The organism is Nostoc sp. JL33, assembly GCF_017114985.1.
Taxonomy (GTDB): domain Bacteria; phylum Cyanobacteriota; class Cyanobacteriia; order Cyanobacteriales; family Nostocaceae; genus Nostoc.
Genome location: NZ_JABXKP010000018.1, coordinates 120428 through 133775, shown reverse-complemented (window position 1 = coordinate 133775; position 13348 = coordinate 120428). Strand labels below are relative to the sequence as shown.

Sequence of the window (13348 nt, the reverse complement as noted above, 5' to 3'; positions counted from 1 at the left end):
TAGCAAATGCGATCGCGGAAATAGCAAATGCGATCGCGGAAATAGCAAATGCGATCGCGGAAGTAGCAAATGCGATCGCCGAAGTAGCAAATGCGATCGCGGAAATAGCAAATGCGATCGCGGAAATAGCAAATGCGATCGCGGAAATAGCAAATGCGTTGGCGATGCCTCTCAGCTATCTACTACTCAAAAATATAGTCAAGACGACTCCTAGAATAATCGATCCACTGCCAAGGAGAAATGACCAGAAGCGATGGTAACTATTGACAATAGTGCCATTTTCACTTTTGAGTTGAATTAGATCCATCCAAGGCGCAACACCCCGGCGGAACCAACCCACTGCCGCAACTTGTTCACCAATCAAGCTTTGGACTCGCTTCATCCCAAACAAGAAATTGCCGATGGGGCCAAAGCGTGAGGCGTAGCGCAGATAAAGCATTCCGCTACGATCCTGAATTTTTAAATCGGAACCAAACTTATAACCAGCGTCGCCACGACCAATTAGTTGACCTTTAAGTTTTGCAGGTTGTCCACGCAACGGACTGGCGTAAGGGTCTGACATCAAGGTGAGAATATCAGTTTCTGGTGCTTGCTTGTAGTCGGGGAACATCACCAAGGCTTTGATCACAATTCCTATCCCTAAGCCAATTAGTGGCGCACCAATTACTAAACCTGTGTTTGGGGAACTTGACCACAGAATCATACTCATTACCAAACCAACGAAGAAACCAATTGTTTCAGCGCCATACAGCACAACATCTAAAAAGAAGCTGCCGTAAAGCCTACTCTTACTCAGAGTTTTGCCTTCTCCAATAACTCGCCCCATATCAAACTCGGTCGCTAAACCTAATTGTTCCGCATAGGTGCTTAATGCACGAACTCGTTTTCCTGTCAAGGGGTGAGTTGAATTTAATTCCATCCACCAGCCCCAAGGGTTAAACATATCCCACAAAAACACACGACCAACTTTTTGCGGATCGGATGCAATGCGGTAGGCGGTTCCTGTGGAAGCGGCGGCTTTATGATCATAGATACCCAAGGCGCGAGTCCCTTCAATTAAACGGCTGGGTTCTGGCGATCGCGAACCTTCTTCCAATATCCCATAGGCAATCTTCACCAAAGCGCGGGATAATCCATTGGGATTGGCTGTACTTTCGGCTGCAAAGTGATCAGCAAAGTATTCCCGTGTGCGGGAGAGATACAGCAGTAGATAAGTACCGGCAACATAAAACACGTAGGCAACTAAGGCAGCAGTTTGGATCGCATCTTTAATTTTGTTATCGCCACCGCCACGACCAAATCTTCTGGCTGTGCTGTAAATCAGGTAACAAATTTGCACTAAGGTAGAAGCTACTGTCATTACTGCAAAGTCCCAGTGGACGATGTGCCCCAGTTCGTGAGCGTAGACAGTAGCAATTTCATCATCATCTAGGTAAGTGAAAAGTCCCTGACTGACGACTAAACGAGCGCTGTTCGGCAATGACCCATAAGTAAAAGCCGTGGGGTTTTGGTCGTTAATGATTCCCAAACGCGGTATTTTGAGATTTTTCTGCTGACAGACTTGGCGAATAATTTTAGCTGTCTCTGGACTGAGGCTTTCAACTTCTGCTAACTCTACCCAGCGAGTTTGGTAAAGCCAGCCTTGAGTTAAGTCCATGAGAAATGGAGACAGGAAAAAAGCGGCGATATTAAAAACTAGGGTAATACCAATAGCGATCGCTAGCCCTTGGAGTGGATCGTTGCTACCCAGAATAAATACTAAGCTCAAAGCTAAAGCTAAAACCATGCCAAACAGCAAGGCCATGGTGACACCAGAAGCTAACACCAAACTACCACCCACACCCCCCATCGTTAATTTCATCCCAGTGCTAGCAGCGCGACCAGCTTTTTGGCTGGCGTTAGATGGCGTTTGCCGCAACGATTGACTAGCTTGTTCTGCCCAACTGCGAGTTTGTGGGTTTTCACTGATCATTAACTTTTGACACAGGATTTTGGCTTTTTCGATTTCGCCTGTGCCTTGATAGGCTTTGATCAGCCACATCTGTGCTGAAAGATAATCTGAGGAATCGCTATCAACACAATTGCGGCAGAATTGTTCGAGTAATTCAACCGCTTCTTGATAACGCTTTTGTTTTAAGGCATCTAATCCAGATTGCAATGACATAAAATCTCCCTAACAAAGGGATAGTATTTGATCTATCAATACTCAATAGATCCCGCGATCGTCACTGCAATTTCGTAAAAATTTAAATCACACTAGTATAAATTATTTACTTAAGTAAAAAGACTAGAGAAACATAAATTACTATGTCTGTCTAGTCTAGAGAACGCATAAATCATATTTAAGATTTTCAAATAATGCCTGTAATAATACTTACAATATTCTTAATAGTGCGAATTGACTACCTTTAATTTGTCTGTGTTTGATAATCACAGAATAAATGTTTTGACCCAAGTCTTGCTTCACCCGATCAGAGTAATTATTGATTACCCAGATGGTTCACCCGATTGGAGGAAGACAAAAAACAATAATCAACTCAGATTGATAAGATGAGGAAAAAGTAAAGATTTGTACTATGACTATTCTTGATATTGGTTCTCCCCTAATTACGATCGCAGGACAAACCCGCCAAGCTGCAAGTAAGCTAGCGATTCTCTCCACTGAGGCAAAAAATCAAGCACTTGTTGCGATCGCTCAAGCTTTAGAATCAGCTAGAGATGAAATTTTATCAGCAAATGTTGCTGATTGTAAAGCTGCAACTGCGGTGGGAATTCCCCAACCACTTTATAAGCGCTTGCAGTTGGATGAACATAAATTAAGAGATGCGATCGCTGGGGTACGAGATGTTGGTAAGCTAGCTGATCCAGTTGGTAAAATACAGATTCACCGCGAACTTGATAGTGGTTTGACTCTCAAGCGGATCACTTGTCCTTTAGGCGTTTTGGGGATTATTTTTGAAGCACGTCCAGAGGCGGCGATTCAAATTGTTTCCTTGGCGATCAAATCGGGAAATGGTGTCATCCTTAAAGGTGGAAAGGAAGCGGTGCGTTCTTGCGAAGCGATCGTTAAGGCAATTAAGCAAGGATTATCTCATACTGCTGTTAACCCTGATGCCGTACAGTTGCTAACAACTAGAGAAGAAACTTTAGAACTTTTGAAGTTAGATAAATATGTAGATTTAATTATTCCTAGAGGTTCTAATTCTTTTGTCCAGTTTGTGCAAGAAAATACGCGCATTCCGGTACTAGGTCACGCCGACGGAATTTGTCATCTTTATATAGATAAAGCCGCCGATATTTCTGTTGCAGTTTCGATTACAGTCGATGCCAAAGCGCAATATCCTGCTGTTTGTAATGCAATTGAAACCTTGCTAGTTCACCAATCAATTGCTACAAAATTTTTACCAAAAGTTGCTGAGGCTTTGCAAGAACGTGATGTAGAATTAAGGGGTGATAAACGTACCTTAGAAATTTTACCTAACATCAAAACTGCAACACAAATAGACTGGGAAACAGAATACAGCGATTTTATTTTGTCGATAAAGATTGTAAATTCTATAGAAGATGCGATCGCCCATATTAACGAATATGGTTCTCGTCATACCGATGCCATTATCTCTGAAGATTCGGCATCTGTGGAAACTTTCTTTGGACTTGTCAATTCAGCTAATATATTCCACAATTGTTCTACCCGATTTGCTGATGGCTTCCGCTATGGTTTCGGCGCAGAAGTAGGAATTAGTACACAACAAATGCCTCCCCGCGGCCCCGTTGGTTTAGAAGGATTAGTCACATACAAATATCAAATGACTGGCGATGGTCATATTGTGGCTACTTACACTGGGGCGAATGCTAAAGCTTTTACTCATCAGGATTTAGTGTAAAGTATTCTCACATATAGGACTCATGTCTGATTTCTGAACAAGATTTCAAATGAAACCCAGATAAAACTGGCTTTTCAGTCTCAATATATTTTCAAAAATCAAATCAGAGTCCTATAGTAGGGCCAGTTACAAAAAAGTAGATTTCGCATGAGTAGCAAAATATCCAAGGTCGGTATTATTGGTGCGGGTAATGTGGGTTCAGACGTAGCAAATGCTTTAGTGCTACTTGGTAGATGTGTAAGAGTCGTCCTTTTTGACCGAACTTTATCAAAAGCTGAGGGGCAAGCATGGGATATTGAAGACACCATTCCCTTACTTAAAGACATGGAGATTATACCATCAAATCAGTATGAAGATTTAGCTGATTCTGATATTATTATTGTGACTGTTGGGGTACAGCAAAAAGAAGGACAAAGCCGATTAGATACGTTGAGCGATAATGCACAGATCATGCGTTCAACAATAAAAGAATTGGATCGAGTTGCACCGAATTCAATCATACTTATCGTTAGCAATCCAGTGGATGTACTAACACGGATTGCGATCGCCAGTTCCACGAGAGCAGAAAACCTAATTTTCGGTTCAGGAACCGTTCTTGATACTGCTAGACTGAGATATCAACTTGGTAAGCGACTGAACGTTAGTAAACAAGACGTTCGTGTTTATGTGATTGGAGAGCATGGAGACAGTGAATTTGTGGTTTGGTCTAGTGCATTTATTGGGGGAATTTTGTTAACTGAATTTCCCATACCACAAGGAGCAACGCTGGAACAAATTCAGCAAGAGTACGCAGAGTTAACCCGTAAGCGAGGCTATAACATTTCTGAACGTAAAGGAAATACTAGCTATGGCATATCAATAGTAGTTTGTCAGTTAGTTGATAGCATTCTACGAGATGAAAAGCAGATATTTCCAGTATCGGTGAGAGCAGATTCTAACTATGGAGTTGGCAGTGAAGTTGTTCTTGGACTTCCATGTATCATTGGCTCCCAAGGTATTGAGCGCCAACTGGTGTTACCAAGAAATGCTCATGAACAACGTTTATTAGAAGAGTCAGCCACGAAACTGAATGAAGCCTATAACTCGCAAGCATAATAAAAATCAACTCACATAGGTGGTAAATATCTTTAGCTGGCATACAAAATTAGTAATTAACTTTAAACTAAGGCTTTAAGTAAAGCCTGAAGTTTAAGCTGCACCTCTGCAAATTCTTTGCGAGGATCAGATCCAGCCACGATACCAGCACCAGCATACAATCTCGCGCGATCGCCATCAATTAATGCTGAACGAATTCCGACAATAAACTCGCAGTTCCCCTGAGAATCTATCCAACCCAGAGGCGCAGCATACAAACCCCTTTCAAAGTTTTCATAACGCCGAATTTCCGCACAAGCAACATCTCGTGCTGCACCAGCAACGGCTGGTGTAGGATGCAATTGTCCAACAATCTTTAATGGATGTATGTTAGGAGGAACTGTAGCGCTGATTGGTGTCCATAAATGTTGGATATTAGATAATTGTCGCAGGCGGGGTGCTAATATTTGGGGTAATAAACCTAATTGGCATAGGCGTTGTGTAATGAAATCAAGTACCAGCGAATGTTCGTGCTTTTCTTTTTCACTATTGAGTAAGCGATTGGCATTAGCTGCATCTTCAGCAGGGGTTTTACCTCGTGGTGCAGAACCAGCCAAAGCATCAGTAATTAACTGTTGATTATTAATACTAATTAATCGCTCAGGACTTGCGCCAATAAAGTTTTGTCCTTTGCCATTACTTGTAGAAAAAATATAACAGTTAGGATGTATTTGCCTAAGATTATTTAAGGATCTAACTAAGTTAAAGTGGTTGCTTGACTTGACATCTAATATATCTGCCAACACAATCTTACTTAAATGACTAGACCGAATTTTTTCCAAAGCAGATACTACTGAACGTTTAAATTGAGCAGCATTCGTGACGGATTTTTTGTAGAAGTTTGCTGGAAAACAATCAATATTAGCAGAGTAATATTCTAAAGATTGGATAAATTCAATTTTATTTTGCAGATTCTCCAATAACCTTTGAATATTTACACTTTCATTGATAATTATATTTGTTACTAATACGCAACGCTGATTTTTGACAGCTACTTGCCAACGTGGAAGAAAGATGGTAGCAGATGGAAAGGGATAATCTAGTTGAATATTTTTATCAAAAAAACTGAAATAACAAAAAAAGTGAGGCCCAGAAAAAGGTAAGTTAGCGTTACCAAAATTAATTATATTTTTTAGACAAGATTTGATAAAATATTCTGCTTGACTAAAACGGTCTGCGCCATCAATCTGTAATTTTGCTACAGCATCAATTGCCGCGATCGCTTCTCCTTTACCTTTGTCCTCAAAGTAAAAATTTATTTCATTTGCTTGTGTAAGTTTATCCAATACAAGTAAAGGATCAACTAAATCGATCTCCTGGGAGATACTGACAATTTGCCTGCAATTATTTTTGACGCACTTTTCTTGCACTGCTACCAAAAATTGATATAAATCTTTGTGTACAAAGAGGTTGCTACGACATGGTGAAACTGTCATGGATCTATAGTAAATTTTTTTTAAGTTAACTTTCTAAAGTGTAATTAATCGTGGTCATATTTCTACAGGTAACATATTAAGTTATCATTTCACCAGCGTAGAATTTGCCTTGTTTGTGGTGTTACTAGACCATGACAAGCTAGTTCCAGCCTTAGGCTGCAAGCGTGAGGGTGGAGTATTAACAACGCAAGATTAAGGAGCCACAGTAAAAGTGGCAGTTGTTTTTAGCTGATGAATATCTAGCGTCTCTTTAAATCATAAAATCTCAACTGTGAGTAATATTCCAGCAATTTAATTAATCACCACTGATGACTACCAAGCAGATTTTATATCCCAACAGTAAGTTATGGATGGCAGCGATTAAACCGCCAATGTACAGCGTTGCCATTATGCCCATTTGGGTAGGAACAGCAGTAGCATTTGCCGAGACTAAAATTTTCAATGGTGTAGTATTTTCTACTTTTGTAGCTGCGGCAATCTTAATTCTTGCCTGGGAAAATATCAGTAATGATGTCTTTGATTCCGAAACAGGTATTGATCAAAATAAGCACCATTCTCTGGTGAACTTAACAGGCAATAAGCCATTAATATTTGGGGTAGGAAATTTGTGTTTAGGTTTGGGGTTGCTGGGCATATTAGCGATTGCCTTTTCGCAACAAGACCTAACTGTTATCGCTATAATTTTGCTGTGCTGCGGTCTAGGCTATATGTACCAAGGGCCTCCCTTTCGCTTAGGATATCAGGGTTTAGGCGAGATTCTTTGCTTTTTTGCCTTTGGCCCCTTAGCAGTGGAGGCAGCCTACTACAGCCAAACCCAAAGTTGGTCAATAACGAGTTTAGCAGCTTCAGTGATTGTTGGGATTGCCACAACTTTAATTTTATTTTGCTCACACTTTCACCAAGTTAAGGATGACATAGCCGCAGGTAAGCGATCGCCTATCGTCCGTCTAGGAACAGCAAAAGGTGCCCAACTCTTAGTTTGGTTCACTGCTAGCATTTATCCCCTCACCTTGCTGTTTGTGTTGTGGGGAATTTCTCCAGCTTGGACATTGCTGAGTTGGGTGAGTTTACCCTTTGCCTTCAAATTATGCCGCCACGTCCAAGAAAATCACAATCAGCCCGACAAAGTTAGTAACTGTAAATTCATCGCCGTAGCGGTGCATTTCTGGGCTTGCTTGTTGTTCGGTTTAGGATTTATGCTTTAGCAATTACTAAATTGATGCATTATCAATTTAAATTTCGTCCCTATCAGCGAAGATTTGTGCGATCGCTTACCACCAATCATGGTAAGTGGGATATTCGTGAGGGCATTATCCTCCGTCTCACCGATGAAACTCTTAGAGTTGGCTGGGGAGAAATTGCCCCCATTAACTGGTTTGGTTCCGAAACCCTAGAACAAGCCTTAGATTTTTGTCGCCAACTCCCAGGAGAAATCACAGACGAAACGATTTTCTCGATCCCAGATGAGTTACCAGGTTGTCAATTTGGCTTTGAGTCAGCGCGGGAGTGGGGAGTGGGGAGTGGGGAGTGGGGAGATGAGACAGATGAGGGAGATAACTTTATAACTCCTAACTCTTCACTCCTCTACAGTGGCTTATTACCAGCTGGGGAAGCGGCTTTAAATCAATGGAAAACCTTATGGCAGCAGGGATATCGGACGTTTAAATGGAAAATTGGTGTGTATGCGATCGCCCATGAACTAAAAATTTTTGAGTCACTGATACACACCTTACCAGCATTTACCAAACTGCGATTAGATGCCAACGGTGGACTCAGCTATGAGGAAGCTAACTTATGGCTGTGGACTTGCGACAATCTCAGGGAAAATGGAGAAATACCGCTAGAAATTGAATTTATCGAACAACCGCTACCTGTTGAGCAATTTCAGCAAATGTTGGAATTGAGTATGAGTTATGAAACTGCGATCGCCTTAGATGAATCTGTCGCCACACTTGGGCAACTCGCCGCCTGTCATCAACAAGGTTGGCGAGGGATTTTTGTGATTAAGCCTGGGATAGTTGGATCACCATCTCGTCTGAGAAAGTTTTGCCAACAGCATAAAATTGATGCTGTATTTTCATCAGTATTTGAAACTGCGATCGCAAGATTTGCAGCACTCCAGCTAGCAGCCGAATTATCCCGAAACAACAGGGCAGTTGGTTTTGGCATCGACCATTTTTTTGAACAAGAAGAAACCTGGCTTCAAAGTTTATGCAACAGCCTTTAGACTGTCTTAATAACCTAACTCAGGATGATTGGCTTATCGGTTATAACAGCCATCAATTTAATCAAATAGCTCAAGAATTCTATTTAGAACTAACACACTTATCAGCGTGTGGAACGTCACCAAAAATTATCATAGCTGAACGCGAACCAGTACGATTTCTAGCAAGTTTTATTGCTGCTTGTGCAGCTAATTGTCAAGTTTTTCTGTGTAACCCCGACTGGGGAACACAAGAATGGCAACAAGTCTTTGATTTAGTACAGCCAGATATTATTTTGGGAAAACTCCCCCACTCCCCCACTCTCCCACTCCCCCACTCCCCACTCCCTACTCCCCACTCCCCACTGATTATGATTCCTACAGGTGGTTCATCGGGGCAGATTAAATTCGCCATCCACACTTGGGAAACTCTCATAGCATCTGTACAAGGATTTACACAATACTTTCAACTCAAGCAAGTCAATTCATTTTGCATATTGCCGTTATATCACGTTAGCGGTTTAATGCAATTTATGCGTTCTTTCACTACCGCAGGTAAACTAGTTATTCAACCATTTAAAGCCGTAGAATCTGGTCAAACATTAAATATTAAACAACCAGACTTTTTCATATCTTTAGTACCAACACAGTTACAACGCCTCCTGCAAAATCCCGAATTAACTGAATGGTTATCCCAATTTCATACTGTACTTTTGGGAGGTGCGCCAGCATGGAACGAACTACTAGAAAAAGCCAGATTTCATAGCATCCGGTTAGCACCTACCTATGGCATGACAGAAACCGCTTCTCAAATTGCTACCCTCAAACCAGATGATTTTCTGAGCGGTAAAATTAGCAGTGGTCAAATTCTTCCCCATGCAAAAGTAACTATTCGCAATCAGCAAGGCGAGATTTTAAAATCCAATCAAATAGGAAATATCAACATTCATGCTCAATCTCTAGCCCTTGGTTACTATCCGATAACCAGAGAAAATCAGGATATTTTCCAAGTAGATGATTTAGGTTTTTTAGACGACCAAGGTCATTTAAATATTGTCGGACGTAACAGCGACAAAATTATTACCGGTGGAGAAAATATTTACCCAGCAGAGATTGAATCCGCAATACAAGCAACTCAAATGGTTGGTGATATTTGTGTCATCGGCATCCCAGATAAACACTGGGGACAAGTATTAACAGCGATTTACATTCCCAAAGAATCAGATACCTCTGCCTTAAAAATCCAAACCCTACTTAAAGACAAACTCAGCAAATTTAAAATCCCTAAATATTGGATTCCCCAACAAAACTTACCCCGTAACTCCCAAGGTAAAATTAACCGCCAACAACTACAGCAAATAGCCACAGAATTCCTAGAGAATCCCATCACATAATCTCTCTCGACCTTCTTCTCTCTGCGTCCTCAGCGTCTCTGCGGTTCGTTTCCAACCATTGAATTATCTCATCAGGTAATTCCTGCTTAATTCTACTACTCACATCAATACAAACATGCCTAGTAATAGCCTTAGCAACAACCACCTCATCCACACTAATTTCGTAAGTAATTTCAAACTTATCAACACCTAGTTTTTGGGGAATTAAGCTAATCAGCAACTTGTCCCCAACAAACATAGGGCGTAAAAAATCAACATTAGCATGAACAATGGGAAACCCCACAGATAGATTAGTAAAAAAATCTTTAAGATTAATACTTGATGCTTCTAGAGATTCCTCATAAGCTTCATGGCAAATACCCAAAACATTAGCAAAATAAACTACCCCAGCAGCATCAGTATCTTGAAAGCGAACCGTGCGGTTATAAGTAAAAGGCATTTTTAATATATAAACTTGCTTTGCAAACTAATTAGGCGATCGCTTCTACATCGACTCCAACGGCGGAACCTCGAAGTCATTAAACGAGCAAATATTGTAAGACGAAGTTGCTAAAGCTTTCACCAGCTTACCGTCGAGAGTCACCAAAGTAGCACCTACCTGCTGTGAAAGTGCAACATAAGAGGCATCATAGGCGGAGATTCCATAATTTAATGCGATCGTAACTGCATCCGCCATCAAGTCAGCCGTGGAGACGACACGCAAGGGCAAAGCTTTGAGGGTGGCTAAATCTGTCTGAACCTCAGCATCAGTGTACATTCTTGCACGGACGTACTTTAATAAGGCGTTAGCACACTCAATGTAAAAGAGGTCTGGAACAAATATTTCCGTCTGTGGATTGGCAAAATGGTCGAGAAGTTGATTAACTTTGGGAGTTAGTGGATCAGCAATAAAATACTTGATACACACACTGGTATCTAACACGCATCTGAGAGGATTGGTCATCTCTCGCGGTCTTCTCGAATCAGTTGAGTACTATCAGGTAATCCGAAGTCTGCTGGATTCACACGGCGACGCTGGCGACTTTCTTCTAGGACTTTAAGTACATTCTCTTGTTTCTGGTCTTCTATTTGCTGTGCTTCAGTTTTCAAAGCTTCTTCTAACAGAGTTATAACTTGGGCGTTAATTGAACGGTGCTGAGATACCGCTAACTCTTGCAGCTTGACATACAAATCATCGGGTAAATTTCTTACATAAAGGGTAGCCATCGCTTTTCCTCAAAGTAGAATTTATCATTATGCTAACATAATGCAAGCAAAAGGGGGAGCGAGGCGATCGCATTTTCTTGTCTGTGCGATCGCCAATACGAGAACCGATGTTAATTAGGGAGATAGTGCAAACTTGCCGTTACTAACAAGTAAGAGTAAATCCAAGACTTTCCAAAGATTTTTTGCATAATATTCAACTCTCTCACGTAGCATTTTTCCAAGTTCAGATATAGATAACCCCAGTTCAGAGAGAGACATTTTTTCCGTATCAAAATCTGCTTTTTTGTAAAGTTCTTTGAGTATATCTATGTAAGCAAGACCAATGACAAGCGTAGATACTGCTGCTGATGAACCAGCAATTGCTCCACCCAAAACAGGAATTCCGGCTGGTAATTTCTGAACTAAAGAAGGTATACATTCTGTCAACTTGTTTAATCCATGCTTTACAATCTCTTCAAAAGAATCTAATTGGAGAAATTCTTTTACAGACTCAACATTTAAAATTTCTTCAACACTAAATTCTAGAGGTATTCCATTAGCTGCAAAGAACAGCATACCGATAAATTTTAAGTCAAACTTACATTCAAATAAACTGGATATGTGGGCAAGCATTCCCATTTGTACTACTGCTGTGCTTCCCTTTGACCTAATGAGCGGAATAGGGAGTATAAACGAGCTAAGAAATGCACTTGGTATATAGCTATGAATTAGCCAAAAGGCTGCTGTATGTGCTTTTGAACCCAGATTTTTGATTGCAGTAGCAAATGCTAATCTAGCTACATCTGGGAGGAGGCTAGCAGTTTTATTAGTTAATACATCCAAACCCCGTGCTTCCATAGTATAGTTATTAACCATTTGCTGTGGTTTGGCCAAAATAGGAATAATATACCTAATAGGTAGCTTTCTTAAGCACCTTTTTAATTTTTCATTCGGTTTTTGTGAAGCTTTAGTCAGGACAATAATAATAGATAACCCTTGAGAACCGAGTTGTTTTACCCAGTCTTCTTCAACTTTCTCAATTCTATCTGCTGCATTATTTATACAGTACCAAATAATATGAATGTGTTCTTTTGGTGCCAGCTTACTTTGCGTATCAATTAGTTGAGAGATATCTTTTTTTACTTGTCTATTATGATCAAAAAAGATTTGAGTAAACGGGTTACTACTAGAAAGTTCAAGCCCTGGAGAGTCATAAACTGTAACAGGAGATTTTGCTTTAGTGTATTTTGTGATATTTTTAGTTACTGGATTACCTGTGTTAGCTTTTGCTAAATTATTTCCAAAGAGAGCATTGATTAGTGTACTTTTCCCAACACCAGTTTTTCCTATAACCAAAATATTACATTGCCCTTTCAAAGTAAGAACTTGCTTATACGCTTCGTCAAAAACTTGATTTGTGCTACTCATGGTAAATTAATCCTATACAATAGGTACAGTGTTGATGTACTTATATACAATCTAATTGGAACGTAATGTTAATGACAATCGTAGTATTACTAAAATTGTCTATAAATTATTTGTGGGATAAAAGGGTTTTTACAGTATTAAGGATAGTTTTTTAAAGTTTTGATGTAGAGATTTATTTTAAAGATATTTTTTTATTAATTCTGGGAGTCCAAATTTCTTCCGCACTTCTTGTACAGAAATAACATTACTAGCTTTGCTATCCGCTAGTCCAGCTTCAACAGTTTGCCGAACATAAATTTGGTACATCAAATCATGCCATGTGGAATTTTCTGGCAACTTGTCAATCAATTTGCGAGCTTCTTCTTTAATGTTTAGATTTTTCATCAGTAGTTAACCAAATACTATTTGTGCATCAATTTGGATATATTGTAGATGCAAAACAGGTATGCTACTTGATAACAACATTCATTCAACGGAGAGGGGGAGATTCGAACTCCCGGAGGTTTTAGCCTCATCCGATTTCAAGTCGGACGCAATCGACCACTCTGCCACCTCTCCAGTAAATCTGTCAAACTGATGCTTTCCCTACATTCAGACGCTATTCAGGCGCTTTTGTTGGTTAGCACTAAAGCTGACAGATAATACTATATCGTATCATCTACGCAGATTGCACAACTGAATGCG

At 40.3% G+C, this 13348-nt stretch carries 13 protein-coding genes and 1 tRNA gene; 6 read left to right on the top strand and 8 right to left on the bottom strand.

Annotation, left to right across the window (positions count from 1 at the left end):
• Positions 1 to 260, top strand: a 260-nt coding sequence (locus HWQ23_RS04135; RefSeq protein WP_292823893.1) for a hypothetical protein, incomplete at its 5' end; no start/stop codon positions are given.
• Here HWQ23_RS04135 and HWQ23_RS04130 read toward each other — a convergent pair.
• Entirely contained in the window at positions 176 to 2164 is a 1989-nt protein-coding gene (locus HWQ23_RS04130; protein WP_292823891.1) for a zinc metalloprotease HtpX, read from the bottom strand. The genes HWQ23_RS04135 and HWQ23_RS04130 overlap by 85 nt on opposite strands.
• Positions 2165 to 2576: 412 nt before the next feature.
• On the opposite strand from HWQ23_RS04130, the gene HWQ23_RS04125 reads away from it, so the two are divergent.
• Positions 2577 to 3884: a glutamate-5-semialdehyde dehydrogenase gene (locus HWQ23_RS04125; RefSeq protein ID WP_292823889.1), complete on the top strand. Its 1308-nt coding sequence runs from the start codon at positions 2577 to 2579 to the stop codon at positions 3882 to 3884.
• A 147-nt stretch (positions 3885 to 4031) separates the two neighbouring features.
• The gene (locus HWQ23_RS04120; protein WP_334888779.1) at positions 4032 to 4979 is read left to right on the top strand and encodes an L-lactate dehydrogenase; all 948 of its coding nucleotides are present in this window, start codon (positions 4032 to 4034) and stop codon (positions 4977 to 4979) included.
• A gap of 62 nt (positions 4980 to 5041) precedes the next feature.
• On the opposite strand, the gene HWQ23_RS04115 is transcribed toward HWQ23_RS04120, so the two are convergent.
• Entirely contained in the window at positions 5042 to 6454 is a 1413-nt protein-coding gene (locus HWQ23_RS04115) for an isochorismate synthase (protein WP_292823886.1), read from the bottom strand.
• 308 nt (positions 6455 to 6762) lie between these two features.
• Between HWQ23_RS04115 and menA the strand changes: the two genes are divergently transcribed.
• From menA to HWQ23_RS04100, 3 genes are read left to right on the top strand one after another with little or no spacing between them, the layout of a single operon-like run.
• Positions 6763 to 7659 carry a 2-carboxy-1,4-naphthoquinone phytyltransferase gene (menA, locus tag HWQ23_RS04110; protein WP_292823883.1) on the top strand — a complete coding sequence of 299 codons (897 nt, stop codon included), beginning with the start codon at positions 6763 to 6765 and terminating at the stop codon, positions 7657 to 7659.
• A 14-nt stretch (positions 7660 to 7673) separates the two neighbouring features.
• Positions 7674 to 8681 (top strand): o-succinylbenzoate synthase, encoded by a 1008-nt coding sequence (locus tag HWQ23_RS04105; RefSeq protein WP_292823880.1) that lies wholly within the window; start codon positions 7674 to 7676, stop codon positions 8679 to 8681.
• A complete protein-coding gene (locus HWQ23_RS04100; RefSeq protein WP_292823877.1) occupies positions 8666 to 10051 on the top strand; it encodes a 2-succinylbenzoate--CoA ligase in 1386 nt (461 codons plus the stop codon). Before HWQ23_RS04105 ends, HWQ23_RS04100 begins: the two co-directional genes overlap by 16 nt.
• On the opposite strand, the gene HWQ23_RS04095 is transcribed toward HWQ23_RS04100, so the two are convergent.
• The 6 genes from HWQ23_RS04095 to HWQ23_RS04070 all read right to left on the bottom strand — a co-directional run bounded on the left by HWQ23_RS04095 (position 10044) and on the right by HWQ23_RS04070 (position 13222).
• Entirely contained in the window at positions 10044 to 10490 is a 447-nt protein-coding gene (locus HWQ23_RS04095; RefSeq protein ID WP_292823874.1) for an acyl-CoA thioesterase, read from the bottom strand. The genes HWQ23_RS04100 and HWQ23_RS04095 overlap by 8 nt on opposite strands.
• Before the next feature lie 45 nt (positions 10491 to 10535).
• Entirely contained in the window at positions 10536 to 10994 is a 459-nt protein-coding gene (locus HWQ23_RS04090; protein WP_292823871.1) for a type II toxin-antitoxin system VapC family toxin, read from the bottom strand.
• The gene (locus HWQ23_RS04085; RefSeq protein WP_292823868.1) at positions 10991 to 11257 is read right to left on the bottom strand and encodes a FitA-like ribbon-helix-helix domain-containing protein; all 267 of its coding nucleotides are present in this window, start codon (positions 11255 to 11257) and stop codon (positions 10991 to 10993) included. Before HWQ23_RS04085 ends, HWQ23_RS04090 begins: the two co-directional genes overlap by 4 nt.
• A gap of 114 nt (positions 11258 to 11371) precedes the next feature.
• Positions 11372 to 12664, bottom strand: a complete 1293-nt coding sequence (locus tag HWQ23_RS04080; protein WP_292823865.1) for a GTPase — start codon at positions 12662 to 12664, stop codon at positions 11372 to 11374.
• 177 nt (positions 12665 to 12841) lie between these two features.
• Complete coding sequence (locus HWQ23_RS04075; RefSeq protein WP_292823862.1) at positions 12842 to 13048, bottom strand: hypothetical protein; 207 nt, start codon at positions 13046 to 13048, stop codon at positions 12842 to 12844.
• A gap of 89 nt (positions 13049 to 13137) precedes the next feature.
• A tRNA-Ser gene (locus HWQ23_RS04070) sits at positions 13138 to 13222 on the bottom strand.
• Positions 13223 to 13348: the final 126 nt, after the last annotated feature.

Bases quoted from the DNA above. Each gene is read 5' to 3' on its own strand.
- HWQ23_RS04090 (WP_292823871.1), bottom strand. From the start codon at position 10,994: ATGACCAATCCTCTCAGATGCGTGTTAGATACCAGTGTGTGTATCAAG.
- menA (WP_292823883.1), top strand. From the start codon at position 6,763: ATGACTACCAAGCAGATTTTATATCCCAACAGTAAGTTATGGATGGCA.
- HWQ23_RS04105 (WP_292823880.1), top strand. From the start codon at position 7,674: ATGCATTATCAATTTAAATTTCGTCCCTATCAGCGAAGATTTGTGCGA.
- HWQ23_RS04075 (WP_292823862.1), bottom strand. From the start codon at position 13,048: ATGAAAAATCTAAACATTAAAGAAGAAGCTCGCAAATTGATTGACAAG.
- HWQ23_RS04125 (WP_292823889.1), top strand. From the start codon at position 2,577: ATGACTATTCTTGATATTGGTTCTCCCCTAATTACGATCGCAGGACAA.
- HWQ23_RS04085 (WP_292823868.1), bottom strand. From the start codon at position 11,257: ATGGCTACCCTTTATGTAAGAAATTTACCCGATGATTTGTATGTCAAG.
- HWQ23_RS04080 (WP_292823865.1), bottom strand. From the start codon at position 12,664: ATGAGTAGCACAAATCAAGTTTTTGACGAAGCGTATAAGCAAGTTCTT.
- HWQ23_RS04120 (WP_334888779.1), top strand. From the start codon at position 4,032: ATGAGTAGCAAAATATCCAAGGTCGGTATTATTGGTGCGGGTAATGTG.
- HWQ23_RS04115 (WP_292823886.1), bottom strand. From the start codon at position 6,454: ATGACAGTTTCACCATGTCGTAGCAACCTCTTTGTACACAAAGATTTA.
- HWQ23_RS04095 (WP_292823874.1), bottom strand. From the start codon at position 10,490: ATGCCTTTTACTTATAACCGCACGGTTCGCTTTCAAGATACTGATGCT.
- HWQ23_RS04130 (WP_292823891.1), bottom strand. From the start codon at position 2,164: ATGTCATTGCAATCTGGATTAGATGCCTTAAAACAAAAGCGTTATCAA.
- HWQ23_RS04100 (WP_292823877.1), top strand. From the start codon at position 8,666: ATGCAACAGCCTTTAGACTGTCTTAATAACCTAACTCAGGATGATTGG.